General features: G+C 56.6%; 21 protein-coding genes and 2 pseudogenes. 13 read left to right on the top strand and 10 right to left on the bottom strand.

Annotation, left to right across the window (positions count from 1 at the left end):
- The first annotated feature begins 20 nt into the window (after positions 1–20).
- Both ACSKB8_RS04660 and ACSKB8_RS04655 read left to right on the top strand, forming a co-directional pair.
- On the top strand, positions 21–746 hold the full coding sequence (locus ACSKB8_RS04660; protein WP_438102839.1) for an FkbM family methyltransferase: 726 nt from the start codon (positions 21–23) through the stop codon (positions 744–746).
- A 1,479-nt stretch (positions 747–2,225) separates the two neighbouring features.
- Positions 2,226–3,020: an effector protein NopP gene (locus ACSKB8_RS04655; RefSeq protein ID WP_438102837.1), complete on the top strand. Its 795-nt coding sequence runs from the start codon at positions 2,226–2,228 to the stop codon at positions 3,018–3,020.
- Positions 3,021–4,009: 989 nt separating this feature from the next.
- Here ACSKB8_RS04655 and ACSKB8_RS04650 read toward each other — a convergent pair.
- The 7 genes and pseudogenes from ACSKB8_RS04650 to ACSKB8_RS04620 all read right to left on the bottom strand — a co-directional run bounded on the left by ACSKB8_RS04650 (position 4,010) and on the right by ACSKB8_RS04620 (position 13,361).
- A complete protein-coding gene (locus tag ACSKB8_RS04650; RefSeq protein WP_438102835.1) occupies positions 4,010–4,411 on the bottom strand; it encodes a tetratricopeptide repeat protein in 402 nt (133 codons plus the stop codon).
- A gap of 216 nt (positions 4,412–4,627) precedes the next feature.
- Entirely contained in the window at positions 4,628–6,745 is a 2,118-nt protein-coding gene (sctV, locus tag ACSKB8_RS04645) for a type III secretion system export apparatus subunit SctV (RefSeq protein ID WP_438102834.1), read from the bottom strand.
- A 10-nt stretch (positions 6,746–6,755) separates the two neighbouring features.
- Positions 6,756–7,181 (bottom strand): hypothetical protein, encoded by a 426-nt coding sequence (locus tag ACSKB8_RS04640; RefSeq protein ID WP_438102832.1) that lies wholly within the window; start codon positions 7,179–7,181, stop codon positions 6,756–6,758.
- 2 nt (positions 7,182–7,183) lie between these two features.
- A complete protein-coding gene (locus ACSKB8_RS04635) occupies positions 7,184–7,714 on the bottom strand; it encodes a hypothetical protein (RefSeq protein ID WP_438102831.1) in 531 nt (176 codons plus the stop codon).
- A gap of 30 nt (positions 7,715–7,744) precedes the next feature.
- A complete protein-coding gene (locus ACSKB8_RS04630) occupies positions 7,745–8,638 on the bottom strand; it encodes a SctD/MshK family protein (RefSeq protein WP_438102829.1) in 894 nt (297 codons plus the stop codon).
- A gap of 1,537 nt (positions 8,639–10,175) precedes the next feature.
- Positions 10,176–11,969, bottom strand: coding sequence for an HrpF/NolX family T3SS translocon protein (locus ACSKB8_RS04625; protein ID WP_438102827.1), 1,794 nt, complete (start codon positions 11,967–11,969; stop codon positions 10,176–10,178).
- Between the two features lie 730 nt (positions 11,970–12,699).
- Positions 12,700–13,361, bottom strand: a pseudogene (locus ACSKB8_RS04620) (secretin N-terminal domain-containing protein).
- 215 nt (positions 13,362–13,576) lie between these two features.
- Here ACSKB8_RS04620 and ACSKB8_RS04615 point away from each other — a divergent pair.
- From ACSKB8_RS04615 to ACSKB8_RS04565, 11 genes and pseudogenes are all read left to right on the top strand, one after another.
- A complete protein-coding gene (locus ACSKB8_RS04615; RefSeq protein WP_438102825.1) occupies positions 13,577–14,092 on the top strand; it encodes a nodulation protein NolB in 516 nt (171 codons plus the stop codon).
- Positions 14,093–14,102: 10 nt separating this feature from the next.
- Positions 14,103–14,969: a type III secretion system inner membrane ring lipoprotein SctJ gene (sctJ, locus tag ACSKB8_RS04610; RefSeq protein ID WP_438110395.1), complete on the top strand. Its 867-nt coding sequence runs from the start codon at positions 14,103–14,105 to the stop codon at positions 14,967–14,969.
- A 10-nt stretch (positions 14,970–14,979) separates the two neighbouring features.
- Positions 14,980–15,612 carry a nodulation protein NolU gene (locus ACSKB8_RS04605; protein ID WP_438102823.1) on the top strand — a complete coding sequence of 211 codons (633 nt, stop codon included), beginning with the start codon at positions 14,980–14,982 and terminating at the stop codon, positions 15,610–15,612.
- Complete coding sequence (sctL, locus tag ACSKB8_RS04600; protein WP_438102821.1) at positions 15,609–16,232, top strand: type III secretion system stator protein SctL; 624 nt, start codon at positions 15,609–15,611, stop codon at positions 16,230–16,232. Before ACSKB8_RS04605 ends, sctL begins: the two co-directional genes overlap by 4 nt.
- Positions 16,229–17,584, top strand: coding sequence for a type III secretion system ATPase SctN (gene sctN / locus ACSKB8_RS04595; RefSeq protein WP_438102819.1), 1,356 nt, complete (start codon positions 16,229–16,231; stop codon positions 17,582–17,584). Before sctL ends, sctN begins: the two co-directional genes overlap by 4 nt.
- On the top strand, positions 17,560–18,096 hold the full coding sequence (locus tag ACSKB8_RS04590; RefSeq protein WP_438102817.1) for a hypothetical protein: 537 nt from the start codon (positions 17,560–17,562) through the stop codon (positions 18,094–18,096). The genes sctN and ACSKB8_RS04590 overlap by 25 nt, the downstream gene beginning before the upstream one ends.
- A 625-nt stretch (positions 18,097–18,721) precedes the next feature.
- Positions 18,722–19,213, top strand: coding sequence for a type III secretion system cytoplasmic ring protein SctQ (gene sctQ, locus ACSKB8_RS04585; protein ID WP_438102815.1), 492 nt, complete (start codon positions 18,722–18,724; stop codon positions 19,211–19,213).
- Positions 19,206–19,871, top strand: coding sequence for a type III secretion system export apparatus subunit SctR (sctR, locus tag ACSKB8_RS04580; RefSeq protein WP_438102814.1), 666 nt, complete (start codon positions 19,206–19,208; stop codon positions 19,869–19,871). Before sctQ ends, sctR begins: the two co-directional genes overlap by 8 nt.
- 1 nt (position 19,872) lies before the next feature.
- Positions 19,873–20,148 carry an EscS/YscS/HrcS family type III secretion system export apparatus protein gene (locus ACSKB8_RS04575; RefSeq protein WP_438102812.1) on the top strand — a complete coding sequence of 92 codons (276 nt, stop codon included), beginning with the start codon at positions 19,873–19,875 and terminating at the stop codon, positions 20,146–20,148.
- 266 nt (positions 20,149–20,414) lie between these two features.
- Positions 20,415–21,230 (top strand): type III secretion system export apparatus subunit SctT, encoded by an 816-nt coding sequence (gene sctT / locus ACSKB8_RS04570; protein ID WP_438102810.1) that lies wholly within the window; start codon positions 20,415–20,417, stop codon positions 21,228–21,230.
- Positions 21,227–22,266, top strand: a pseudogene (locus tag ACSKB8_RS04565) (EscU/YscU/HrcU family type III secretion system export apparatus switch protein). Before sctT ends, ACSKB8_RS04565 begins: the two are co-directional and overlap by 4 nt.
- 167 nt (positions 22,267–22,433) lie before the next feature.
- Here ACSKB8_RS04565 and ACSKB8_RS04560 read toward each other — a convergent pair.
- From ACSKB8_RS04560 to ACSKB8_RS04550, 3 genes are all read right to left on the bottom strand, one after another.
- Positions 22,434–22,793: a CpaD family pilus assembly lipoprotein gene (locus tag ACSKB8_RS04560; protein WP_438102809.1), complete on the bottom strand. Its 360-nt coding sequence runs from the start codon at positions 22,791–22,793 to the stop codon at positions 22,434–22,436.
- 281 nt (positions 22,794–23,074) lie between these two features.
- Positions 23,075–24,523, bottom strand: coding sequence for a type II and III secretion system protein family protein (locus tag ACSKB8_RS04555; RefSeq protein WP_438110394.1), 1,449 nt, complete (start codon positions 24,521–24,523; stop codon positions 23,075–23,077).
- On the bottom strand, positions 24,520–25,236 hold the full coding sequence (locus ACSKB8_RS04550; protein ID WP_438102807.1) for a winged helix-turn-helix domain-containing protein: 717 nt from the start codon (positions 25,234–25,236) through the stop codon (positions 24,520–24,522). The genes ACSKB8_RS04555 and ACSKB8_RS04550 overlap by 4 nt, the downstream gene beginning before the upstream one ends.
- Positions 25,237–25,545 lie beyond the last annotated feature (309 nt).

Raw genomic sequence — 25,545 nt, 5'->3', positions numbered from 1 at the left:
CTGCAGTGGAGAGCGAGCCCATGTTTTCCGACTTTGAAAACCAGTCCATACTCCAGGAGATCGATAGGCTTAGTCTTCCGCACTCTCGGATCAAGCACTATGCCCCGGCTAGCTATGCGCAAGCCGGAGAAGACGTCATTCTGGAAGGAATTTTTGCTGCGAGACTCTGCAAGAGTCAAAGATCTTGGGACAGTGTTTTCTACGTCGAGATTGGCGCCAATCACCCCATCTCTACCTCGAGTACCTATCTTATGTACCAAAGAGGCGCGCGAGGTGTTCTGGTTGAACCCAATCCTGAATTGGGGGCACTGATCCGAACGGCGCGACCGAGAGACACCCTCATTTCGTCCGTGGTCTTGCCCGCTCCGCAGGCGTTTGCCACGCTCTTCATCGGAAACGCCCATGAGCTTTCCTCTGTAAATGAGGCACATGTTAAAAGTTTCGGCGACTTCGACGGCTTAGGAGGTGTACGAGACCGCATCGAGGTGAGCGCTATCGGCATAAACGAGCTAGTGCGACCTTATGCCGACGACGTCGACTTCTTGTCGATCGATTGCGAAGGACTGGATCACGATCTGCTCAAAGCCATTGACTACGAACGCATCAGACCCGCTGTCATTCAGTGCGAGCCAAGCGAGCATTTTCTAAAAGGCAACAGGGCACGGATCATCAATCTGATGGAATGCAGATCATACCGACTTGCTGCAATGACCGACATCAACGTAATCTTCGAGCGATTGCAGTGACGTAGCCGTATCGCCAAACCCCAACTCCTCACGGATAGCGTCGCCGTAACATCCAGCTTGCCGAGCATTATGCACGGATAACTGGTAGTGATTGCTGTATTTGCTGAGCAGGATCGCGATGACTGTCCGCCGCCGAAGAGGGGCGCTTTCGACAGATGCGCATCCATTGCGATGATACTCTTGTTAACGCGGTCGGTTGACCGGGTCTGTTCCCATCTGGCCCACTCGGAGCGGTCATGAATCTTAGAGTGGTCGACACTCTGGCAATATCGTTGGGCGTCCCTCGGCGGCGCCGCCAAGACGCAATTTCTGACTTTGGTCAAGATGCTTGTATCTGTGCCTGGAGGAACGCTGATTTTGCTTCTTCGCAGCTCGCGTATGCGGTCTATGCGAGGTGCAGCAATGAGTTCAGAGCCACTCCCTTGATGTTGCTCGTCTACTGGAGTTTCGAGGTCGTGCCGCGTTTGGGCGCTCAGTTCCCGCCCTTATTGATGGGAGCAACTTCGATGATGGTCTCTGCATACGTTTCGGAGACGTTCCGCGCAGGCGTGAACTCGATACGACAAGACCAAAGCGACGCCGGCCTCGCGTTAGGAATGACCTAAAATCATACTTCGCGGGCGCTGCGACGCGTGTTGCCGGCATGGAGCGATACGTGGTTATCTCTATTCAAGGACACATCTCTGGTGTCCGTCATCGCGATGGAGGAGCGTTCCTATCTTTTCTCCAGGCGAGGGCGCAGAGCTTTCGTATCATCGAGCCCCCGTGGCGGTAATCTATTCCTTCTTGGGTATTCGCAGTCAAAACCTCGTCGACTGGAAATCAGCAGAAAAGTACGAAGTAGGAGAATGACATAAATGGATTAGCGGCGAAATGTGACCGGCAATCCGCCAATGGTAGCTGCAGCACCATCATAGAACGTACGGAGACTTCGCTGCCAAAACGGAGTATGTGCAGAGGCAAATGCCGGAGAGGTCGTTGGTATGATCGGTCCCTCCGGCCCAGGAAGATGACGCTGCAGAGATGCCCCAACGGGAGGTTGCCTTAGAAGGAGCCATCCTAAAGAAAGCGGAACAGCTCACTGGTCTAAGTAAGGGTTTCTGCGTCGAAGATGTAATCAGGCTCAAGCCACGAGCCGGAGGTTAGGGTGCGGTCCGCAAGTTTAAAGTACGTCGAGGGGGCATGTCGTCTTTTATGGGTCTCCACTTGCGTGCGAGGAACGCGACGTGCGCTTAGTCGCAGGCGAATGGGAAGGTTTCAGAATTGTGAGTTGTTCCCCCATATGACTGCGTCGCAGCATATTGGCTGCGGACCTATCATTGTACTCGGAACTCGGATCGCAAGGTCCGACCTATCAGCCCACCTGTCTGCCATTCATACGCTGGCGTCAGGTTGCGGACAGCTAAGCTGTCTACAGGCGAGTAAGGTCAAATTGACCTGAACACAATGTAACGTATGATCCATAGGAGTGCGCTCGTCATGTACGGTCGAATTAACAATTGGTCCGGGAATGAAAGCTATTGGGGAGATGCTGAGCATTCGGATACCGAAAGCCAAGACTTCGCGGATGCGTTCTCTAGAATGCGATTGCAGGATTCCGCTGGCAGCTCATCTTCGCATCCGAATTATTCCCTCGTTTCAAGGCCTCCCGTGGTCGAGATCGATCAAGCTACATTCAGGAGAGAAGCGAGGAACTTTCACGGCGACGCAATCAACCGAATCGCCAATAATCCTCAGGAGTACTCTGAGTTTGTATCCGAAAGAGCTAGGCGCACAGCAGACGTTGCCGAGAAGTACGCCGTCAGAAGAGATTCCGACGAGGCCCGATACTACAGCTACCAATTAGGAAATACGAGCGTCGGCCTCCAAAGGACGGAACGCGGATTCAGCATGACTGACTTCGAAAGCGATAGGTGGCGAGACCAGTTCCCTGGAAGAAGTGAAGTCACCTCAGTTGTCGATTTTCAGGTGGCTCATCCGCTTGTCACGAATGCTGGCGATATTCTGCTCGAGCATCAACTTCGGCAAGACGGCGAACGACCGTTGGTGAACTGGCGTCCTGCTAATCCAGAAGCGAAAGCCCGCGCACAAGCGATGGGATTCGTTGAAGTGGATGAGGACGACATGGTGCTCGATCCCACCCAGTCCGGAAAGTGGGAGCTAAACAGCGATGGTGAATGGCAGCGTGCAACTAGTTCTCGGCGCTATCTCTCCAAAGCGGACAGTGATACTGAAGCTGCAGCAGATTCCGACGAGGACGGTGGCTTTATGTAACGCGGATCTGCAAGCGTTCATGTTGCGGCAGGCGGTGGAGCAACGTAAGTCGACATCGTCGGCTTACGTTGAGTCTTGGGCGGAGCGAAACCGACCGCTTCGATCGGATGAGATGCCGGGTAACAACCGCACCGTGGGGCTTGTGAGAGTTGCGCGGCGATGAATAGCTCAACAAAAGCCCCGGCTTCGAGCCGGGGCTTTCCATTTGCATCCTGGAGAGGAGGAATCATTCGCGGATTAACGCCATGGGGGCCACACGTCATCGTGGCCGTTTCCAGCCAGTCGAGGTGTGCGTCAATGTTCACCATCAGAACGGTCCGAAGTGATTTCTCCGTTTGAGGAGCAAATCTGATGGCTATAAGTGTCTTCGGCCGTTTCGATCGAAGACGCCAAATCTGGAGAGATGTCGAGCCACCTCGTGCCGGGCATACCATCAAGTCGTTCGTCGGCGGCGGAGGCGTATTAAGGTGGAAGGCGACCAGATATCGGCTGCACTATCGGGGGGCTTGCCAATTGCGATAAAGTTGATCTTGCCGCTGAGGCTTTGGATCCGTTTGGCTAAGTCACCTGCGGCCTCCCGGCCGGGTTGCTTGAGTAAGGCGTTGAGCAGGCACCCCTCCTTCCAAAGATCGCCCGAGTGCAATGTTCTAGATTGCAATCGATAAACTCATCCTTGATCTATTCTCATACCAACGCTTCGGCCGGTGCGACAAGCAATGCAAATTCCTTGCGTCGTGCGCAATGTTTCTTCGGCGTTGCTGTAGAGAAAAACCAGCAAATGCGCTGTCCATCGCATCCACCAGGTCGCTGGAAGACAGACATGAGTGTCAGAACCAGCACGCGCAATCCCAAGCCTCAGGGATAAGAGAGCATCTGCACATTGACTCGCGACAAACTCGTTAGCCGAAAACGGACCCAAGCGGATGCAGGCTGAGCCGTGCTCAACCTGCCAAACCCTGCAGTAAATGTATCGTTAGCGAACAACGGCGCTAGCGAGATTGCGCCCCCTGATAGGGCGGCTGAAACGGCTGTAGGCTCGCGCTTCCTGTTTTGGCCTTCTCATCAAGTGCGAGCGACAGCTTTAAGTTGTTGCGCAGCATCGGATTATCGGGGGTCGTTGCGAGAGCTTGCCGATATAGCGCTTGTGCTTCACGGTGACGCCCCTCGCTATCAAGCACAACTGCCTTCGCATTCAAGGCGCGCAGGTCTGCAGGGGCTGCAAGTAAGACCTTGTCAAGGACCTCAAGCGCGTCATCCGGGCGCTTGCGCTCCAGCAGGGCACGCGCCAGAGGAATCGCCGCATTGACGTTGCCCGGTTGTTGCTTCAACGTTTCGCGCAAAGTTTCCTCGTCACCATCCGCACGGAGAGCGTACGCAATGCGCTCGCGCATAGCAGGATCGATCTCCTTGTCGCCTCGTCGTTCTGGAGCGGTCTCTTGCTGCGATAAAGGACTGGGCTTAGGCGAGCTCGCGCAGCCTCCGAGTAGCAGAATGGCAAGCGAAGCGAGGATGGCTGAGTGCAACTTCGGATCAAGTGAGAAGAACCGGCGCCAGACATTCATTTTACATAAATTCAACTACTATCTCACGACCACTGCTGTGCCTTGTTAGCTGGTTGCGACGATCGGGTCACGACGCTCTCCTGGGGAAGTCTTATGTTTTGAAGCCTCTAGCTTGACGGATCCAATCGGCTGAACCGTAAAATCCGGAGCGAGATCCTGATACGAAAGAACAGGCAGGTCGATCCCGTTGCGGGTGAGAAAACCCCGGACGAAACGCCGGATATCCATCGAACCCAGAATGACGGGTTGGCTCTGACCGCGTGCGATGCTCGAATGGATCTTGCGGAACTGCGAAAGCAGCATCTCGCTCTCGCGATCCTCCAAAACGAGATAAGGACCCACAGCGGTGTCGCGCACCGCACCGCGCACGATATCCTCGGTTTGACGCTCTACGATAAAGGCTGCCACAACACGGTGAGCGTTGGCATAGCGATGACAGATCTGCCGCTTCAGACCGGAGCGAACATACTCGGTAAGCAAGACGACGTTTTGTTCGCGCTCACTCCATTCGGCCAGCACCTCCAGAACTAAGCGAGTGTTGCGAATGGGGATGCCCTCGTCCAGTAAGCGGCGCAGGACATCGGCGATCCGGGGAACCGGCATCGTCCGCAGCACCTCCTTCACCAGATCGGCATATTCCTGCTCCATTCGGCCCAGCAATTGTCGGGTCTCCTGAATGCCCACCAGGCGCTGTGCATAGCGCGTCAATGTCGACTGGATGCGCAAGGCGACGACTTCGCTCGGAGGGTGATGCCCTATTCCAGCTGCTTTGAGGGCCGACGCATGACCTTGTTCGATCCAAATCCGATCTGTCTCTACGTCTTGCCGAAAGGGGATACCGCTCAATTCAATGTTCGCTACGTCGTCGTTGAGCATGAGTTGCGTCGGGTCCACAAAATCCTGCCCGACGGGCACTCCCTCAACGTCTACCCTGAATTGCGATTCAGGTAAGTGCTGGTCGACCTTGGTTGGCATGCGCGGAATTGTGATACCAAGATCAGATGAGACCAGTGCCGAAACTCGCCCGATTGACTGCTCGAGTTCGTCTTTGTCGATTGCAACTGCAAGGTTTGGTGCGAGGAACAGCGCGATTGGAAGGGCCTCTGCAGGCAAGGTTTGCTTCTGACCCTGCGATGGAGCTGGAGACGCACCGGTGCTACTGACCTCCGTCTTGGCGGCGGTCTTGCCGCGCTGCACGCCAACATTGACAAAGCTCGCCGCGCCGAAGAGTACGGCCAGCATGATGAACGGAGGCAAAGGGAAACCGGGAACGAGCCCCATCACAATCAGGACGCCGGCGGCCAACCGCAGCGCTTGCGTGCTGGCCGTCAGTTGGCTGACGATATCGGCACCCAGATTGAGCCGCGAAGGACCATTGACACGAGTGACAATGGTTGCTGCCGTAATTGACAGCAGTAGGGCCGGAATCTGCGAAATTAGCGCATCACCTATGGTCAGAATCGTATATTGATGCAGCGCCTCCTCCAGGGGCATGCCTTTGGAGAGCAACCCGATTGTGATGCCGCCCAGCATGTTAATGCAGATAACTATGAGCCCGGCGATGGCGTCGCCCTTCACGAATTTCATAGCGCCGTCCATGGCGCCGTGAAGTTGGCTTTCTTGCTCCAGCGCCGCTCGCCGACGGCGAGATTCGTTCTGATCGATGTGCCCGTTGCGCAGTTCCGCGTCGATTGCCATCTGCTTGCCCGGCAGCGCGTCGAGCGTGAAACGCGCCGACACTTCTGCGACCCGTTCTGCGCCCTTGGCGAGAACCATGAATTGCACCATGGTCACAATGAGGAATATGACGATGCCAACAGCGATATTGCCGGATATAACGAAATCGCCGAATGTATGTATGATGCTGCCGGCATCCCCCTCAGCAAGAATCAACCGCGTCGTTGCGACGGTAAGAGCCAGACGAAAGACGGTGGAGATCAGGATGACGCCCGGCAAGGACGAAAAGTCAAGCGGCGTCTTGAGATACAGGGCCACCATCAGCAGCAGTATGGCAAAACCGAGGTTGAATCCGATCAGCATGTTGATCACTACAATCGGGATCGGCATGATCATCATTCCGATCGCCAGAAGAAGCATCAACGCGACCATCAAATCTGGGTTAGCTGGTGCGCGCACGATGAGACTACGTAGGATATTGGCCATGAGGAGCCTATTATTGTTTGGATGGAGCTGCGCTGCTCCGCAATGAAACATAGCTCTTGAAGATTGCGCGTGCCTCGGCCATGCGGCCGGCCTGACGCAGCGCGTGACTGCGCAAAACCATCAAAGGCAGGCGCGAAGACGGGGCGTCGTCAAGTTTGTCTAGCCGATCTAACGCCGCCAGTGCTTCGTCACCGTGGCCCTCCGAGATCAGAGCGTAGACCAGAATGCGGAGCAGCTCGACATCGTGAGAATGTTCATGAGCGACGATTTGCAACAGAGCCAGGCTCTGTGCGCTCTGACCGCAGGCAAGATGCACATAGGAAAGCGCGCAGAGCAAATCACGCTCCCTCCTTGAGATGTGCAAAACATCACCGGCACTTGATGAGTGTGCCGGCGGAGCAGGTGTGAGGTGTTGCTCTCCGTCAGGCTCGGCCATTGCTAGCCTTTGATCAAGCTGTTGTGATTCTGCCGGAACAGAATTAACCGTCGCAGCTCCAACTGCAAAATCGCGAGGTCTTCACGAGACACCGAACTCTCAGCCGACAGCGTATCAGCCAAACGTTCGAGAAGAATGCCCTGTTTCTCTGGGCGCAGAACATCCGAATGACATAGGCGCGGCGTGACAAAGGAGAGCAGGTTGTCCGCGAGACTGGGACCATTAAGCCAAGCAAGTTCTGAGCCTGGCTTGATCTCACCGATCTGGCCGCGCGCCTCGTTGGCATTGACGCGCGAAACGGGATCAATCGAGTTAAGGTCCAGTGCGGTCTCGATCGCGGAGACAACAGGCAGATCTTGCGGGGGCGCATCCTGGAAAATCGCGAAGCTCTTGCCACCATTTGCATGAGTTCTCTCGAGTTCGGGTTCCTTGGCTCTAGCAGTCGCGGGGGTAATAGCAGGTGGGTGGTCGTCGACATTGAGCCCCTGAAAAGAGGCGCCAGGCTCTAGCGAATGCTCAGGCAACCTAGTCATGAGTCTTTCCTTCTTAGCCGCGGGCTGAAACTAATAGGGGAGGGCAACAAGCCGGCCGTTCCGGCTCAGCAGCACACGTCGTTCGTCAATCCCATTGACGGTCCATCCGTTATTCAACAGCGCGCCCACGAAATACTTTTGGCCAGCGATGACCAGATATGGCTCACTTCCCCGCCAAACGGCCTCGACAGAAATCGAGGACGGCGTCTTCTCCTCCTTGATGGCTACTGCATTGACGAGAACATATGCGCCCTTTCGATCGCGATCGAACCATTCCTGAACTTCCCGCCATTTTGGGAGAGAGGCGCGCGTTACGGTACCGTCAGCAGCGACAACACCCGGCTCAGATCTGACTTTGATATCAAAAAGGCCCGCTCTATCAACTTCCTCTTGCAGCCGTGCGGCAGCTGCATCGGCGGTCAGAGCATCAGGAGCGTTGGGCGCCAGCTTAGGTGCAACGTCGACGTTACGGGGCAAGTCGGCGTTCACGGCAACAGCGCTGTCCGTCTGGACGAAACCAGTTGAGACGGCGCCGACCGCGACGGAGCTGATCAGGACAGAGGCGACTACGGCGGTCGATCCGAGCCAGCGGCCGATGGAGCCAGCTTGTTTAGAATCCTCGATGGAACAACGGATGGACATCTCGCCCGCATGTATGACGGCGGGAAGAGGAACAATAACGCGCTCGTTCGGGAGAATTGTCTCTTGTCCCTCGATCCTGACTTCCCGAGCAAGAGGTTCGATTTCAATCGAATTGCGATGTGGGGTGATACGAAGGTGATGACGTTCGAGCCCTTGTTCGATGAAGACCAAGTCAGCATCCAGGTCGCTACCAATCAGGCTCGATCCAAAGCCCAATTTGCCGGTTAGCCCGGAGTAAAGCCCCGACAGCACCTCGAAATGCAGGGAGTGTGGTTCATTCACGGTCGACGGTCTCCTGAACAGCGAGGGAGCCGTACGGCTCGTTGCGAGCTTTGCAGCTTACGCAGGCCAGGAAAGGTGGGACGACGACGTCGTCCCACCTCCTCCGTTACTGCACCCGCTCGTCGGCTACTTTCTTGATGGTCGTGAGCTCCGTTGAAACGACGCGAAGTTGCACATCCCTCTCAGTAGCCTTGGTGGTTTCGGCAGTCAGAGCGGCGATTTGGGCGTGCCAAGCGGCGTCTCCGGCAACTTCAGCAGCTCCAGTACCAACTGCAGCAGTAGCAGTGCCAGCCGCCCCCCCTGCAGCCGAGGTAGTGGTCGCACCAACTTTAGAAGGCATATTTGTTCTCCTGTTTGTTCGGGTGTTGCCGCTCCTGGCGGCTCCTATTTCCCGACGCCGCAACATCCGGCGTCAGGAATCCTCCTCGCTAATGGCCTCATGGAAACGAGCCATTGCATTACTTGCCATTTGGAAAGCCGCGGCTCCGAGAGCGGCGTTGAATGCTTGGCGCAACGCGGCCTCTTGCGAGCTACTGTCCGGAGTTGACGTGCCATTTACAGGGCTGCTTGTACCAGGCGATTGACCATGATTGTCATGGTCGTCGGGTGTGCGCGAGCCTTTCTTGTCACCACGAGCAGCATGGAGGTCGGGATCGACGCGCGCAGTGGCGCTTGAACTCGGAATGCGCATTGGCAAAGGCTTCTCCTATGTCAACTTGATCATGCCGTCGTGGCTTTCCTCACTGTGCGAGCATTAGCTTTCGACAAGCTGACGGATCTCAGAAATTCAACTGGTTTTGGCGGATTAACGAATTCAACGTGATTGGTGCATGGCCACGTGTGGAGATCAGATAGTGGGCACCAAGAAAGACGATCATGTTATGAAGCCGGGGCGATCTCGTTGATCATCAAGCTTTGAGGCCGAGATGCTATAACGTCCCGCTCACCGTCGCCGGCGGCATTTCCATCTGGTAAGGCATTTTCTCCTGCCAAGCGCAGGCGTGATGTGCCTAGATCGGATCAAACACGACCTGGGATGTTAAGCGTGCTGAGACGATTAGAGTGCGAAGGCAAATCCTTCAATCCGGCTAAGGCCTCAGCGTCATCGAGCACTTTCTCGCCGCGCGGGCAAAGGGGTACGCCTCGTGCGGTCGCCCTTGGCCTCATCCGTTCTGCCCTATGTCCGCATCTCAGTGCGGCGTGTGCCTTCTCGTCGACATCATCTGGTTCTGTCCCGGTGTTAAGAAAGTCGACAAGTTTAGCGTCGGCTGTTGGAGCCGGATGGCCGCCTATCGAACTTTTGCGACGACGTACCGCATTTGCGGCTGCTCCCGAGGCGGCGGTCGAATACAGCCAAACATAAAGTGGGCCTTGGTGAAAACCAGCGAAGCAAAGTCGTCGGATGTGGGTAAGGAGCTCGAACATGCTGGCAAAGCTTGCGAGCCCCTACCGGTTAGCAGTGGAGACCCAACCGCACGGGGGCTGCGCAAGCTCGCCTAGCTACTCAGTTGTGATCTGAGAGCCCAAGTCACTCTGACTAGCTGTAAACGCCTGCAGCTTGCATGTCCGCGGACTCAATCCTCTCCTTTAGGGAGTTCAAATAGTCCTCCGCGTAAGACTGTGCCATCGAGACCGGAAGGTTGACGCCGGCCGTCGCGGCTTCTTGAATTGCCTGCTTCGTCAAGCCTTCGCGCATGGCTAGTTTGACCTCCGGGCCGCCGATACAACCCACCGCCTGTGCCGCAAGACTGAGTCCCGCTTCTTCCAGCGCCTGCTTTATGTTGCCGCCTGTGATGGCTGTGTGCAGAAGATTTGCTGCTTGCGCCTCGCTCTCGAGTACCATTGACGCGAGATCGGTCAATTCGCCCAAACCTGGAATGAAGCCGAGTACACCAACTGCCGTCGCAGCCCAGTCAAGCACCTTGGAGCCCACCTTGAGCACGTCATCAAGGGCGTGCATGAAGGCGCCTCCGTTTTTCTTGGGTGACTTGATGTCGGGCTGGTCCGCCACGCCCGTCATCATGTCCTTGACGGCAGCCTGATCGGCAGCCGTCTGAACGGCGTGCGGCTTCAATTGGTGAGCGGTGCGGTTCGCATCGGACATGTTGCTGAAGAAATGGGTGAAGTCGTTATTGCTGATGTTGCCGGAATCGACCGTGTGGCCGCCGCCGAAGTCGAAGAACTTGTGGTGGGTCTTGTAGCCTGTGATCGAGTTGTTCAGCAATCCGAACAAGAGAGGATCCGACAGCAGCTGGGAGGCCGCCTTTCGCACGTCGGGGGCGAGACTCTTGTCATCGACCATACTCGCGAGCTTCTCCCGGGTCAGGTCACCCTTCCCGAAAAAAGCCCCTTGGTTCTTGTTGATTGTACCTAGCGTATCCAACTCGGCATGCGTGAGGCTCATCGATGATGAAGCCACCTGCAAGAAGTCCTCTTTGTGGACCTTATCTACCGAGCCGCCATACAACTGTTTCCATTCCTCCGGATGATTGAGGAAGTATTGAGCGGCTGCGAGAACCTGAGGTGGGCATTTGCCGGTTTTAGCCTCGCCATCAACGATCTGTCTGAAATCCGCGAGACTCAGGTTCTTGGGCAAGTTATCAGAATAGCGATAGAGCTCACGCAATGCGTCTGTCTGGGTCATAACGCATGGCTGGCCATTTCCGGTGCCGTCCGACGGAACGTAGTTATGCTCGTAGCTCCGCGCCTGCTGCTCCTGGAATGCAGCCACTTGTGAGTGATGATCGGAGAAACCAGAGAGATCACCTGCCTTGATTTTCCCGCCGCAGCGGCCATCGCCTTGTGAGCCTATCGCATAGAAGAGCTCCGGATCCTGCTGCAATGCTTCGATCGCCGCCTTCAGATCCGGCGGTGTGGAGGGATCCTTCGCCAAATCTCCGAGCGACTTCCAATCGAGGGGGCATTTATCTTTATGACGGTTCAGCACCGACACAATCTGCAACTCGGCGTCAGTCAGAGTGCCACTGTTCCATGTGATCCGTGAGCTGGGTACTGGCGCCGCTGCAATCGCAGTGGAGCCCGCAGCAGAGGTTGACTGCGGGAGCTGGCCATACGCATCTGCATCCAATGCAGCCCTAACGTCGGGTGGCACGATATTCCCCGTCAGCTGTATGAGCTCCTCCGTCAGGTTTTTGGTCGACTGCGAGGTCGAATCCTGTGGTGCGGAATGATCGCCGGTCGTGTCTTTTAAGGCGTAGCTCGCAAGCACCGCCTCGAAACTTGACAGCTCCTGCGCCGGTGTCAGCCCGGGGGCAAGCCCGGACAAAGCCATGTTCGAGTTGGCGGCGAGGGATAGGTTGTTGACTGACATTATACATCCTGTGCTGTGAGATTGCGCCACAGTCCTGTCACACCGTGCAGCCCGAGTTCGCGACGAACACCAAGGGTTGATGGGCAGATCCAACAACTCCTGGCGGCTGCTCCCGGCGACTGAGTGGGCGTCCAGTGCTCAGGTCCGTGCGATCAATAGGCTCATTGCCTACTAGATATTCACCCCCTTATAGTAGCGGGAGTTAGCTTTCGAGAAGCTGACGGCGCTCAGCGGAATGCGCGAACGGACATGAATGCGGTGTTGCGCAACGCTGCAACGCATTTACAATATCCGTATCAGCCCAAAATTGTCTGCCATTCCGTCGCGTCCTGACGCGGCAGATGGCAAAATTGGGAACTCGGGCCTGCGAATCCGCGGAAGATCGGCGCGGGTTCGTGCAACAAGTCTAAATGATACTGCCGCGTCGCCTGGCGATGGCGAGTGGCCTACCGCTCCGTTACGAGAGGGGTAGCGTCTGCCCCATCGCGCCATGAAGCATAATGGGATCAGACACCGTTTGCCGGCAAATGTACTCAAACAGCTGAGATCGTCGATTGTTGAGCGGAGCTAAAGCCGTAGCCACCGCAAAATGATGCTGCCAAGCCTTCCAGTTGAAGGCATCATCGTCTAGGTCTCGGGCTCTCATGCCGACAGCATCAGCTTTCGAAATGCTCACAAAGAATGCCGCGGCCGCATTGAGTTCCTTTGTAAGCGACGCTTGCTGTCCAATTCATCTCTGGCTTGGGCCAGGCGCGTGAGCCACGTTGTCTTGATGCGTCGCCTCGGGCGAAACAGGTCCCTCCGGTCGTCCATCACGAATGACCGCACTTGAAGAGCCCCGAAACAACATCAAGACCGACTCGGGCGGCGGCTTTGCGGCCGTCGTAAGGTTTCGTCGCGCCTCCGCCTCCGCCACTAGGCCTTTGAGCGTTTGGTCGACAAGCGCGATAAAGCGAGGCGGGCCAGAAGCGAGGACCAGTCCATCTTCCGGTGCAGCTCTTACGACGAAGCGTTCATCGGAAATTTTTAGTGCATCGAGTGCCGCCTTGAATGCATCGAAAGTGATCGGCTTTAAGACAAGCAGACGACTTTCCGCCTCGTGCGCGTCAGATACGTACAGCACCAGCCCGTTGTAGTACCACTGAAGATTATAAAGATTGGTCACGCGTTCGAGGAAATCTCGCGGCGCGAGATCCGGCATGCGCCCGCGAATCCGTCCCTTTACCTGGGTGCTGACATTGACTCGAATATTTAAGTTGTTGCCGAACTCCTGCAGTGCGGCCGCGAGATCCTGATCCAGAACCGTATAAGTATAAGGCGTGGATGGCAGCTCTAGGGGGCGCCGAGCGCCCTAACCACACTCAAGCAGATGAAAACACCAACAATTAGAATGTTCTTCAACGTGTGCAGCCTCGTAGTTTGGTTGAGTATTCCTGGCGGTCATGCGCTGGAATTCTTAAGTTGGAAGACGAAATTCGTCACAAATCTTGGAAGCCAATCGTGATTTTTGGATGACGTAGCTCGTGATCCGCGTCAGGTTTTGGTCAGCTCGCTTCGCTAGGGTTCTGAGCCGTTCACGGCAACGACAGCTAATAGACGCGAGAGCAATGATTTCTTCCGTGATGTTTGGTGCGATGCCGATCTCTGCCAGCCTCGGCGAGTGTCTGACCGAGGGGTGTTCATCGGCGCTGGGCAACTTTCATGAGCATCTTGCAAAGGCGGCCTCGAAGCAGGGTGCCGCCTCTTTGGTGGCCGACAGTGCGTCGGCGCCACCTGTACCGGAGGTTCAGCGCGCAGTCACGCAGACCGGTCCGCCGGGCGATCGCATCCTTCAGAATCTTTCTGTGGCGCACCTAGGCAAACCATATCCGTCGACCGCACTTCCTTCGATCGGCGAGCCGGGACCTTCGAAGAGCGTCCAGCTTGGGCCTGCCGCGCAGCCTATCTCGCGCTTGGACGGAGTTGATGTCCATGCTGTCGGAAAATCAGAAGGTGCGGACAATTTCGAGTCGACGTTGCAGAATCTGCGGGATGTTTACAACGGCGTTATTCAGGTTTCGCTCATCTCCAAGAGTACTGGCGCCGTCGGTTCATCTCTGAATAAGCTGCTATCAGCGGGCTGAGCGGCGGTTGATGGTACTTTTCGCGCAAAGAAAGATCGGCCGCGGCGCGCCTGCTGGAAGGCAGCTTCATGCCTTTCTGCTGTTGCCGCTTGTGCTGTTGCTAGCTGGCTGCAAGGCCGATCTCTATACGAAAGTTCAGGAGCGTGAAGCCAACGAGATGCTTGCCCTTCTCCTTAGTAAGGGTGTCGATGCAGTCCGAGTTGTCGCTAAGGATGGTACCAGCACGATTCAGGTCGAAGAAAAGCAATTGGCCATTTCGATAGAACTGCTGAATGACCAGGGCTTGCCGCGCCAGGTGTTCAAGAATCTTGGGGAGGTGTTCAAGGGATCGGGCCTGGTTGCGTCCCCGGTTGAGGAGCGCGCTCGTTACGTTTATGCCCTAAGCGAAGAATTGTCGCGCACAATCAATGATATCGATGGGGTTCTCTCCGCCCGGGTTCATGTTGTCTTGCCGAAGAATGACCTTTTGCGACAGGATGCGATCCCGTCCTCGGCGTCAGTCTTCATTCGACATGGCTCCAATGCGAACCTCTCAGCCTTGTTACCCCAAATCAAGATGCTCGTCGCCAACAGCATTGAAGGACTATCATACGACAAGGTGACCGTCGTTTTCGTGCCGGTTGAGCGGGCGCAGCATGAGATGTCCTCGGCACCAGCAGCTGCTTCGATCCACCCGACCAAGTTCACGTCAGCCACCTTTCTTGCGGTCGTGGTCGGAGGTGCCGGCGCCGCATTCGGCATTTTATCTTACGTGCTGCTGAGCACACGTGCGCGCCAGCTCGGTCAGTTCTGGCGGAAAGTGGCGAATATTGGCACAGCGGCGGGTATGCCCGCCGTCCAAGCCGCCGGCAAAAAGCTGAACTCCGATGCGAGATAGGCGGAATGCAATGTCCGCAACGATGACATCCACCGAACCAAATCATTCGCTCAACCAACATTCCGATCGGGCGCGCGAGCTTACTGCTTTAATCCATCCAAGCCGTTTTGCTGAACGGCTTGATGCGTCGCTGGCGGCTTCTACAGTGCTGCAACTGCAGAAAACTTCCAGACTGCAGGAAAGACTAGCCGAACTGCTGCTAGGCAGTGAACTGGTCTCGAGGGGAAGTAGCTGGGGAAGGGGCGCTTTGCTTGGGCATGATCCGCATCGTGCGGCACTGCTCGCCGGCAGTATCTGGCATGCCCGCTCGGTGCTGAAGCTGGTGTCAAAGCATGATCTTGCTCTACTGATCGGCGATATCGGTGCGGAAGCACATACTTTCGCTATCCGACATATATCCAGCGCCGTCGAAACCCAATCGATTGTCGATCCGGAGCAACTTTCGCAGCGGATTAAACATGACGGGTATGCCTGCCTTGGCGCTTGGCTCAAGCAAGCCTCAGAACTCGACCGTACGCGCGTGCTTCTCTGCTTGCCTGTCGGGACCGCCGCAGAGAGCCCAACCGCCGAACACTACAAAGCCGCGGGCCAATTGATGTCTTTGGTAATGACCCATTTCGCCACGGAGACACGGCCCGCATGACCGCGGATGAGCCAGCATTGCCAGAACGCCCGCAGATACGTCCGGTGGGTCCACTCATACCAGCCTCGGAACTTGGGATCTGGTACGATGCGGTACAGACGCGCGCGCTAGCAGAGCGGTATCTACAGCAGGTTCGCAACTGGGCAAGGAAGGCTTATCAGCGCGAGCAGGCGCGCGGCCACTCCGAAGGCCTGAAGGCAGGCTCGGACGAAATGGCGCGGCTGGTTGCCCGAGCTGCTTCTGAGCTGGCGCGACGAAAAGCCGCGCTGGAACAGGAGCTGCCACAACTCGTCGTTGAGATCTTGAATGACTTGGTCGGCTCCTTCGATCCGGGCGAGATGTTAGTGAGGACGGTTCGTCACGCTATCAAGCAAAGATATGGCGGCGCGGAATTGTGCCTTCATGTGTCTCCTGTGAACGTCGATGCCATGACATGCCAGTTCGCATCATTCGATGGAACGCATGGGCGTCCGAAGGTCAGAATTGATCCGGACCCGGCTCTAACGCCGGACCAATGCGTTTTGTGGAGTGAACTTGGTAATGTCGATCTAGGACTTGCCGCGCAGCTCCGCACATTGCGTCTCGCCCTTGCTCCGCCTTCTCAGAAGGGCGAACCATGACTTCCCAAAGGCCAAGCTATGACGATGCGGTTGATGAAGGCGCTGTGCACGCGGCATTATCATCTCTGAAATCTACGGCAAAGCATATCGATACGCGTGCTGTGCGCGGACGGATCACCCGAGCCGTCGGCACCTTGGTCCATGCCGTGCTGCCCGGGGCCCGTGTTGGGGAGCTGTGCCTATTGCAGGATCACAATACGGGATGGTCACTTGAGGCGGAGGTGATCGGTCTGCTGCCGGATGGGGTATTGCTCACGCCAATCGGCGACATGGTAGGCATGTCTAGCCGCGCGGAAGTGGTTCCGACCGGGCGAATGCAGGAAGTTGCAGTCGGGGCCGATTTGCTGGGCCGCGTCATCGATAGCTTCGGCCGTCCGCTCGACGGGAAGGGGCCAATAAAGACGGCCCACACTCACCCCCTCCGCGGCAGGGCACCCAACCCAATGAGGCGGCGCGGTATCGAACGGCCTTTTCCGCTCGGCGTCCGCGTGCTCGACGGACTTCTGACCTGTGGCGAAGGTCAACGGATCGGAATCTATGGAGACGCTGGTTGCGGCAAGTCGACGCTGATGTCGCAGATTGTTAAAGGCGCGGACGCTGACGTGACTGTCGTTGCGCTTATAGGAGAGCGCGGACGTGAGGTGCGTGAATTCATCGAGCGCCATATTGGCGATGCCATCGATCGTACGATCGCTGTCGTTGAGACCTCCGACCGGTCGGCAATGGAGCGCGCGCAATGTGCTCATACGGCGACGGCACTCGCCGAGTACTTTCGTGATCAGGGACTGCGGGTCGTTCTCATGATGGATTCGTTGACGCGCTTCAGCCGCGCGATGCGTGAAATCGGCCTAGCCGCGGGAGAACCTCCGACGCGGCGCGGCTTTCCTCCCTCCGTCTTTGCGCTGCTGCCGGGTCTGTTGGAACGTGCCGGTATGGGCGAGCAGGGCTCGATCACAGCCTTCTATACAGTGCTTGTCGAAGGTGACGGCACAGGCGATCCAATCGCCGAAGAGTCGCGCGGTATTCTCGATGGTCACATCATTCTTTCACGCGCGCTCGCATCGCGAGAGCATTTTCCGGCCATCGACGTGTTGTCGAGCCGAAGTCGCGTGATGGATGCGGTTGTCTCTGTGTCACATCGAAAGGCCGCCTCTTTCTTTCGAGATCTTCTTTCGCGCTATGATGAGGCCGAATTTTTGATCAAGGTCGGTGAGTACAAGCCAGGGGGCGATCCGCTGACTGACCGAGCAATCGCGTCGATCGAGGAGTTGCGGAATTTCTTGCGCCAGGGGCAGGATGAACCGTCTAGTTTTGAGGAGGCCGTCACGTGGATGTCGCGTCTGACCGCCTGAATCCCATCCAAGCGTCGAAATTGCGGCTGGTGAAGGACATGAGGGAGCGAAGTGCGCTTCGTCAATTATCAAATATGCAAGCCAAACGCCAAATTGCGGTTGAAGCGATGGAGAAAGCTTCCAAGAATGTTGCCAGTGCCGAGAAACGCCGCGCAAGCCTCGAAGCTGAACTTTATCTAAAACTCGCATCGTCTAATACGATGTGCGTCACCGAACTCGACCGTCGGTGTCATCTCGTCATTGGACGACTCACAGCTGAGATCGCATCTGCACGCGAAGCGCTTGAGCAAGCGCGCATCGCTCAAGAGCAGGCCCAGGCGGCGGTTGTTGAGGCGCAGGTCGTGTGGGCCAAGCGTTCGGCGGCGAGCCAGAAATGGCAGCAGATTGAGTGCGATGTTCAGCGCACGACCAACGCTTGTTCGGAGTTTGCAGCTGAAATCGAAACGGACGATGAGGTCTTGCTCCGGTGTCAGAGTGGCTCGCGGAGCCAGGCAGTTGGCGTTTCGACTTAATGGCTGCTTCTCTTATGTCGGCGCGAACTTCCGATCCCGTGAACATGAGCGCGGAAAATGCGATCGGTGAACCAGCACGATTCGTGCCACCGCTAAGATTGTCGCATAGCGCGGTCTCGTGCCTCAATGAGATGGCCCCTCGGCGAACGATTCTGAAGAGCCGCCTTGGCGATACGCCGGTCTCGATATGTATTAACCGGCTTGTGTGGCAGGCGCATCCATCGACTGCGCCGATGCTTGACTGGATATTTCGCGTCGGAGCCGAAATGGCCGTCTTGTCGGTGCCGCGCCCGCTGGCGGAGGCATTGATTTCGACAGTGCAGCATGGCCTCACTTTACCTTCGGACCCAACCCGCTCGCTCGTCCTCGAACTTGCGCTTGAACCATGGCTCACTCGACTTGAGGATCTGCTAGCGCGGGATTTGCAAATTATCCGCATCGACGAAGCAACTACGCAAGGCCCTTATCTGGAACTCGACATCGTCTACGGGGCGCTCGCGGGCAAGGCGCGGCTGTTCCTATTCTCGTCTCTTGACGGTCCGGTTCTGGCTGCGTTCTGTAAGTTAGGCGAGTTGCTTCGCCAATTGCCCCGAGAAATGCGCAAGCTTTCCCGGAGTTGCCCATCATGGTTGCCAGCGAGATTGGCTCGCTGCGCGTGTCCGTCGGGCTTGTTCGCCAAGCACAAACTGGCGATGCGCTGTTGCCTGACGTCATTCCCTTTGCGAGCGGTCAGGTCATCCTGACTGCGGACAAATTGTGGGCGCCGGCGGAGATTGCTGGCGACAGACTGATCTTGCGGGGGCCCTTCCGCCTGCAACCCCACCCTCTAAAGAGTGCATATATGACGACACGACCCCAAACCCAGCCATCGACCTTGCCCTCGGAAACCGACATCGACAGTATTGAGATTACGCTCGTGTTCGAATGCGGCCGCTGGCCTATCCCGCTGGGTACGTTGAGAAGCGTCAACGAAGGGCATGTCTTCGAACTTGGCCGTCCCGTTGACCGTCCTGTTGACATTGTTGCCAATGGTCGATTGATCGGCCACGGCGACATCGTGCGTGTCGGGGAGGAATTGGCTATCAGGCTACGTGGTGGGTTGGCGGTCAATGACTGACATTCAGCCAGGCATCCTTGCGCTTCTCGCAGTGACGGTCGGCCTCGGTCTGCTGGCTTTCGCAGTCGTCACGACCACGGCATTCATAAAAGTTTCCGTCGTTCTCTTCCTCGTGCGTAACGCGCTCGGGACCCAATCCATACCCCCGAACATCGTTCTGTATGGCGCTGCATTGATCCTTACAGTCTTCATTGGTGCTCCAGTGCTGGAGCAGATCTACAACCGCGTTACCGCCCCGCAACTTCACTACCAAACGCTCGATGACTGGGCGGCAGCCGCTAAGGAGGGAAGCGAGCCGCTCCGCGCTCACCTGAAAAAGTTCACCAATGAGGAGCAGCGCACGTTCTTCCTGTCATCTACAGAACATGTTTGGTCAGAGGAGATGCGGGGAAACGCGACAGCGGATGATTTTGCGATCCTTGTACCGTCCTTTCTGATCTCGGAATTGAAGCGTGCCTTTGAAATCGGCTTCCTTCTCTATCTTCCATTCATCACGATTGATCTGATTGTAACGACGATTCTGATGGCCATGGGCATGTCAATGGTATCGCCCACAATGATATCTGTTCCTTTTAAGCTCTTTCTGTTCGTCACGATCGACGGATGGTCGCGTCTCATGCACGGGTTGGTGTTAAGTTACGCCACGCCCGGAGGTTAATATGGACGAGGCCAGCATCCTCACGCATTTGACCCGATCGCTCGTCCTCTTCATGATCTGGGTTCTGCCACCGCTCCTAGCAGCTCTCGTGGCCGGATTGGTTGTTGGCATCATACAGGCGGCAACGCAGCTCCAGGATCAAACCTTGCCCCTAACCGTGAAGCTCCTCGTCGTCGTCGCCGTGCTCGTTCTGTTTTCTCCGGTGCTGAGCGCGCCGCTTATCGAACAAGCCCAGCATATCTTCACTGAGTTCCCCTCTCTCACATCGAGGTATTAGTGCGGAACCGAAGGCCGAGTTTGTGAGGACAAAACCGGCCATCGGCATCACCGGTGAATTACCAAAGCTAGTTGGCCAGTTTATCGAGCGAGCATGAGAGTATCGAGATCGTCGGCCTACCGTGCAGGACAGCAGTTCGGTCGGTGCTCTCGTTGAGCGCTCATAGAACGAACGCCGCCGATTATCTGCGGCTTGCTGGCGCCAAACGTTAAGGCACGGCGAGCGGAGCCGGTTAGATCAGCTGAAGCGAACAACGGGCACCGCGAATGCATGCTTTGTCACCCACCGAGGCGCAAGCTCTAATCCAGACTGCTGTCGAGTTCGTCGTTGCAGCGGGCCTTAGTGCTGCGCGGGCCTTAGGCATTATGTTGGTGCTTCCCGTATTCACGCGGCCGCAGATTAGCGGGATGATCCGCGCAAGCTTGACGATCGTGATCGGACTGCCATGCCTTGCGCATGTCAAGGCCGGTCTGCAGACCCTAGATCCGGCCACCCGTCTGGCCGCGGTCGCGTTCCTCGGTCTCAAAGAGATATTCATCGGCCTACTGTTCGGGATGTTACTAAGTATACCGCTATGGAGCATCCAGGCAGTTGGCGACATCATTGACACGCAGCGGAGTGTTTCAAGCCAGTTGGACGATCCTGCGACACGCAGCCAGGCCTCCGCCACGGGTCTCTTTCTCGGAACTGCTGCGGTTACGATTTTCGTTGTGTCTGGAGGTCTACAGACGATGGTTCGGTGCCTCTATGGCAGCTATCTGATCTGGCCCGTGTACCGGCTACTACCTCCCCTAACAATGCAAGGGGCAATGGAATTTGTAGCGCTTCTCGATCATATCATGCACACGGCCCTGCTAGTTTCCGGACCCGTGCTGGCTCTGCTCCTCTTGATTGAGGTATCTCTCATGTTGCTCGGGCGGTTTGCGCCGCAAATTAAGCTGAACGACCTCTCTCCTACCATCAAGAACGCCGCCTTTGGCATCATCATGGTGAGTTACACCGTCTTCCTCATTGAATACATGGGAACGGAGATTATCCAGTCCTACGGAGTGCTGGAGTGGCTCGGGAAGTTCTTAAAATGAACGACTCGAGCGAAGAGAAGAAGCTTCCGCCAACTCCTAAGAAGCTACGGCAGGCGCGTAAGAAGGGACAGATCCCGCGCAGCGCCGATTTTGTGAGCGCGCTCAGCATTTGCGCCGCTTTCGGCTGCCTATGTTTCCGAGCGGGCGCGATCGAGGACGCATGGCGTGAAGGGGTGCGGCTCGTCGACAAGCTGCAGGGGCAGCCCTTCAACAGTGCGGTCCAGCAGGCACTGGTCGGATTGATCGAACTTTCGTTGACTAGCGTTGCCCCAATCATTGGAGCGGCCGTGGCTGCAGCCATTCTAGCCAGTGTCTTGGCTGCTGGTGGGCTGACGTTCTCCGTGGAGCCGCTGAAACCAAGCCTTGAGAAATTGGATCCCATCAAAGGGCTGAAACGGATTGTCTCTCAGAAGTCGCTTGTCGAGCTTGGTAAGTCGTTGATCAAAGTGTTCGTTCTCGGCATAACGCTGTTTTTCACCTCAGTCGCAAGTTGGAAGGCGCTGGTGTACCTGCCTGTCTGCGGTTTGGGTTGTTTTAGCTTTGTATTCAAAGAGCTCAAATTTTTAATGGAGATTGCTGCTGGGGCATTTCTGATCGGCGGCTTGACCGATCTGCTAATTCAGCGCTGGTTATTCTTGCGTGACATGCGCATGACGGAGAGTGAAGCGAAGCGCGAGTTTAAAGGAACAGGAAGGCAATCCACATGTAAAGGGCGAACACCGTCGGCTTCGTCGGGAATTGGCGAGTGAGCCGCCGCTCGGAGTCGAATCGGGCCACATTGATACTGACGGGCCCCGCGATGTTGGTTGGACTGCGCTACGTTCGTGGGCAGACCGGAGTCCCGGTTTTGGTGTGCCGCGGCGAGGACGAACTTGCTTCACAGTTGCTTGATCAGGCGAGGGCTCTGCATCTGAGCATTATGCAGGAACCCGCTTTGGCGCGTCAGCTGATCCGAAAGGGAATAATGGGGAAGGCCGTTCCGATGGACTGTTTCGAGGGGGTTGCAAAGGCAGTCTTTGCCGCTGGCCTGGTCTAGCTTGGCGCGGCAAAGCGATGCATTCGGGCGTTTTCAGTCAAAGACGCCCAGTCGCAACTTGATCTGTAAGTGACGTCGTCGGGAAAGGCGGAAGCAGATCGTGGCTTCTGCAGATGTTGGCCGCCAGAGTATCGCCAATGCTCTTGCTGCTCAGCCCTCAAGAGTGCTCATTGGGCTTCTGACGCAACGCTATTATGAGTGTCACCTTCCAAGTTGCTCTTGTTGCCTGCGGCGAGACCTCCCCGTGCGGTAAGGGGAAGCACCGCACGGTCACCACTGGTTGGCAAGATAGCTCTGTTCTCGAGCAAGTCGCCGGGATCGTTGACCGTGACTGCGAGGTTATTGCGGATCGAACAGCCGAGCGTTGGATTGAAAGAATTGTCGTCTACTGAAGGGCCGATGATTGAAAGGGATGGACAGAGCGGAGGACGTGCTTCGTAAATGATCGCCTCGATTTTGACACCGAAATGGCTGGGCAGATCTACGGGGGAAGCGGACAGGCGAATATTATAGGCGGGAACGCCCATCGCGCGGGCCTCATGAGCCACCTGTGTAATGAGCCGGGGGAGCCACTGACGTCCAGATGGAGTGCATCCCGCCGACCGCGGCTGGCATTCGCAATGAAATTACGCAGACCATACCTCTCGGCGCGACGAAGGCTCTGTAGTCGCAAGATACTGGTCTTCTGCTCCACTTGGATCGCTTGATCAGTCGGCCCAGAATAGATCGCAGCATTATGTGTGCATCCGCCTACGGTTGCCGCCACAGCGATCAAGTGGCCCAGGTTTCGCAAGGTCATTAGCGGTCCTCATTCGATAACAAAGCCGGCTCCGCCGGTCGCGTCTGGTTCGGTGCGGGGAGCGTCGCGGCTTCGCGGGGAACTCGCCAACGTATTCGTCAAAATGCGCCCCCCGTCTGATGGCGGCCGGAGGCGGTCAGTCGGCGCGCTTATCTTGGCGGCAGACGATGCTGGCCGCACGATGTAAGGGGTAACGACGATGACAAGCTCCGTCTCCTGCTTCTGAAATGAGGAGGACCGAAACAGCGCACCAAGGATCGGGACATCGCCTAACCCAGGAAAAGTGCTGATGTCGGTGTTGAAATTGCGCCTGATGAGCCCGCCGATTGCAAAGCTTTGACCGCTGGCAAGCTCGACGACAGTACTGGCACGTCGCGTGGAGAGGCCGGGCAGAGACATTCCATTGATATTGACTTCACCTTCTTTCGATAACTCACTGACTTCAGGCTTGACGTGGATATTGATCTGATTGTTGCTGAGAACGGTCGGAACGAACTCCAGGCTGATTCCGAATTGACGGAATTGAACTGAGACTTGACGATTGTCCTGCATGACCGGAATTGGGAATTCGCCGCCTGCCAAGAAGCTTGCTGATTCGCCGGACATCGCGGTAAGATTTGGTTCCGCTAGTACCGACGCGAGGTGCTCGTTGGCGAGTGCGTCAAGAACAGCGCTGATGTTCATGCTGCCAACGCCGACTCCGATACTTGCCGTTCCGCCACCCCGACTCGCACCGGAACCGCCAGGTTTGCCACTGCTAAATCCGAAAGAGATCGCGCCGTTTTGACCCGATGCAGAGAGGTTGATGCCAAGCTCCTTCATGGCGCTGCGCGAGACCTCGGCCACGCGCACGCTCAGATTCACCTGTAATGAGCCGGCCACCTGGACCTTGTTGACGACCAGCGCGCCCGCACCGAGAAACTGCTCGGTGATCTTCTTGGCGCGCTCAACGACGTCGGCACTGGGCGCTGTCCCGCTAAGAATAGCGCCGCGTGGCGTATAGGTGACTTGGATCGGATAGTCCCCGAGCTCGGCCTTCAGTGCGGCACGCAAATCCTCCACAGGCTGGGTAACAACAACACGAAACTCGGCTAACGCCTCTCCCTTGTCGTTCAAAGCGAACAGACTGGTCCGTCCCGACTTTTTTCCAAAGACGAAGATGGTCGTGTTCGACGGCGCCTGGTAGTCGGCTATCGTTGGGTCGGCAACAAATATGCTGGCCGCCGCCGCCGGAAGATGAACGGTCTTGCCCTGAGAGGAGGAAAGATTCAAGGTTCCGCTAAGGCTGTCAGCCGTCGCGCGCGGCGTCCCCTGATCAGTGTCCCGCTTTATCTGAGCTGCGCAAGTGGGGGGCAGCACGAGAGGGAGCGTGCAGACGGCATACAGAAGGCAGGGAAGAATGGCAGCCGTGACGGCGCTCGGCCATCGACTGCTGCGGGGATCAGGAGCGAACTTCAAGGGAGATTCGTTTTCAAGTTTGATCGGCAAGGCAGCGGATCGTTCTTCAGTTCAAGCGCGTAGCCGACGCCGCGCGCGGTTTTGATCCGTAGCGTCGCACCCGACTTGCTCAAATGTGTGCGCAATCGATAGATCCCCACTTCTAAGGCATTGGTCGAGACTTCGTCGTCAAACGTATAGAGGCCTTCCTCCAGCGACGCTCGCGGCACGGTGCGGCCTGCTCGGCTGAGCAGATGTTCAAGAATGCAGACTTCGCGGCGCGCAATTCTTAAGGGCCGACCGCCAACTGAGACTTGCCGGCCGATAGGATCGAAATGTAGGTTGCCGAAGGTAACGACGGGTGCCGTCATTTGCGTCGATCGTCGCAAAATGGCTCGCATGCGAGCAATGAGCTCATCGAGAGACACCGGCTTAGGCAGGAAATCGTCGGCACCACCATTGAATATCGCAATCCGGGTGCCGAGATCGTTGAGGTTGCTCATCATCATGGCGGGCATCGAACATCCTTCGCGTCTCAACTGTTTCAGCCAGTCCAGGCCATTTCCATCCGGCAGAACCAATTCGAGCAAGAGAATGTGATAGCTGGCGCAACCTAGCGCGGTCTCCGCTTCGTCAAGAGTGTGGATTACATCGACGGCAAAGCCGCCAACCAACAGCGTTTCCTTGGCGGCTCGCACAAAGGCCGCATCGCGATCTACCAGGAGAATTCGCATTTCATCGCCTATCGAAAGACTGCGCTAAAACCTGAGCGAATTACGATCGACAACGAACTCCGGTGAACCCACCACGTGCTCGAGCAGGTCGAGTTGGTGAGGAGGTGACTGAAGAGAGAATCGAATCGCACGAGTTCCTGATTGCTCCTTCTAAAGAACGGGCCATGACTTATGGGGCTTCAGGTAAGATCAGCAAAATCTATTTTATTTATGGTAGGTATCCAACTCGCGAATAGATTGTAGCGCGATGCATGGAGTGAGGCGCGCCGGGTGGAAGATTACCGAACGAATCCTGGCTTCGGCGCAAAT

The organism is Bradyrhizobium sp. BR 1432 (assembly GCF_051547705.1).
Taxonomy (GTDB): domain Bacteria; phylum Pseudomonadota; class Alphaproteobacteria; order Rhizobiales; family Xanthobacteraceae; genus Bradyrhizobium; species Bradyrhizobium zhanjiangense.
The sequence above is the reverse complement of the archived record's forward strand: the minus strand, read 5'-3'. Positions and strand labels throughout refer to the sequence as shown.

Coding starts and splice junctions, on each gene's coding strand:
- ACSKB8_RS04660 (WP_438102839.1), top strand. CDS start 21: ATGTTTTCCGACTTTGAAAACCAGTCCATACTCCAGGAGATCGATAGG.
- ACSKB8_RS04655 (WP_438102837.1), top strand. CDS start 2,226: ATGTACGGTCGAATTAACAATTGGTCCGGGAATGAAAGCTATTGGGGA.
- ACSKB8_RS04650 (WP_438102835.1), bottom strand. CDS start 4,411: ATGCGCGAGCGCATTGCGTACGCTCTCCGTGCGGATGGTGACGAGGAA.
- sctV (WP_438102834.1), bottom strand. CDS start 6,745: ATGGCCAATATCCTACGTAGTCTCATCGTGCGCGCACCAGCTAACCCA.
- ACSKB8_RS04640 (WP_438102832.1), bottom strand. CDS start 7,181: ATGGCCGAGCCTGACGGAGAGCAACACCTCACACCTGCTCCGCCGGCA.
- ACSKB8_RS04635 (WP_438102831.1), bottom strand. CDS start 7,714: ATGACTAGGTTGCCTGAGCATTCGCTAGAGCCTGGCGCCTCTTTTCAG.
- ACSKB8_RS04625 (WP_438102827.1), bottom strand. CDS start 11,969: ATGTCAGTCAACAACCTATCCCTCGCCGCCAACTCGAACATGGCTTTG.
- ACSKB8_RS04615 (WP_438102825.1), top strand. CDS start 13,577: ATGATTTCTTCCGTGATGTTTGGTGCGATGCCGATCTCTGCCAGCCTC.
- sctJ (WP_438110395.1), top strand. CDS start 14,103: ATGGTACTTTTCGCGCAAAGAAAGATCGGCCGCGGCGCGCCTGCTGGA.
- ACSKB8_RS04605 (WP_438102823.1), top strand. CDS start 14,980: ATGTCCGCAACGATGACATCCACCGAACCAAATCATTCGCTCAACCAA.
- sctL (WP_438102821.1), top strand. CDS start 15,609: ATGACCGCGGATGAGCCAGCATTGCCAGAACGCCCGCAGATACGTCCG.
- sctN (WP_438102819.1), top strand. CDS start 16,229: ATGACTTCCCAAAGGCCAAGCTATGACGATGCGGTTGATGAAGGCGCT.
- sctQ (WP_438102815.1), top strand. CDS start 18,722: ATGGTTGCCAGCGAGATTGGCTCGCTGCGCGTGTCCGTCGGGCTTGTT.
- sctR (WP_438102814.1), top strand. CDS start 19,206: ATGACTGACATTCAGCCAGGCATCCTTGCGCTTCTCGCAGTGACGGTC.
- ACSKB8_RS04575 (WP_438102812.1), top strand. CDS start 19,873: ATGGACGAGGCCAGCATCCTCACGCATTTGACCCGATCGCTCGTCCTC.
- sctT (WP_438102810.1), top strand. CDS start 20,415: ATGCATGCTTTGTCACCCACCGAGGCGCAAGCTCTAATCCAGACTGCT.
- ACSKB8_RS04560 (WP_438102809.1), bottom strand. CDS start 22,793: ATGGGCGTTCCCGCCTATAATATTCGCCTGTCCGCTTCCCCCGTAGAT.
- ACSKB8_RS04550 (WP_438102807.1), bottom strand. CDS start 25,236: ATGCGAATTCTCCTGGTAGATCGCGATGCGGCCTTTGTGCGAGCCGCC.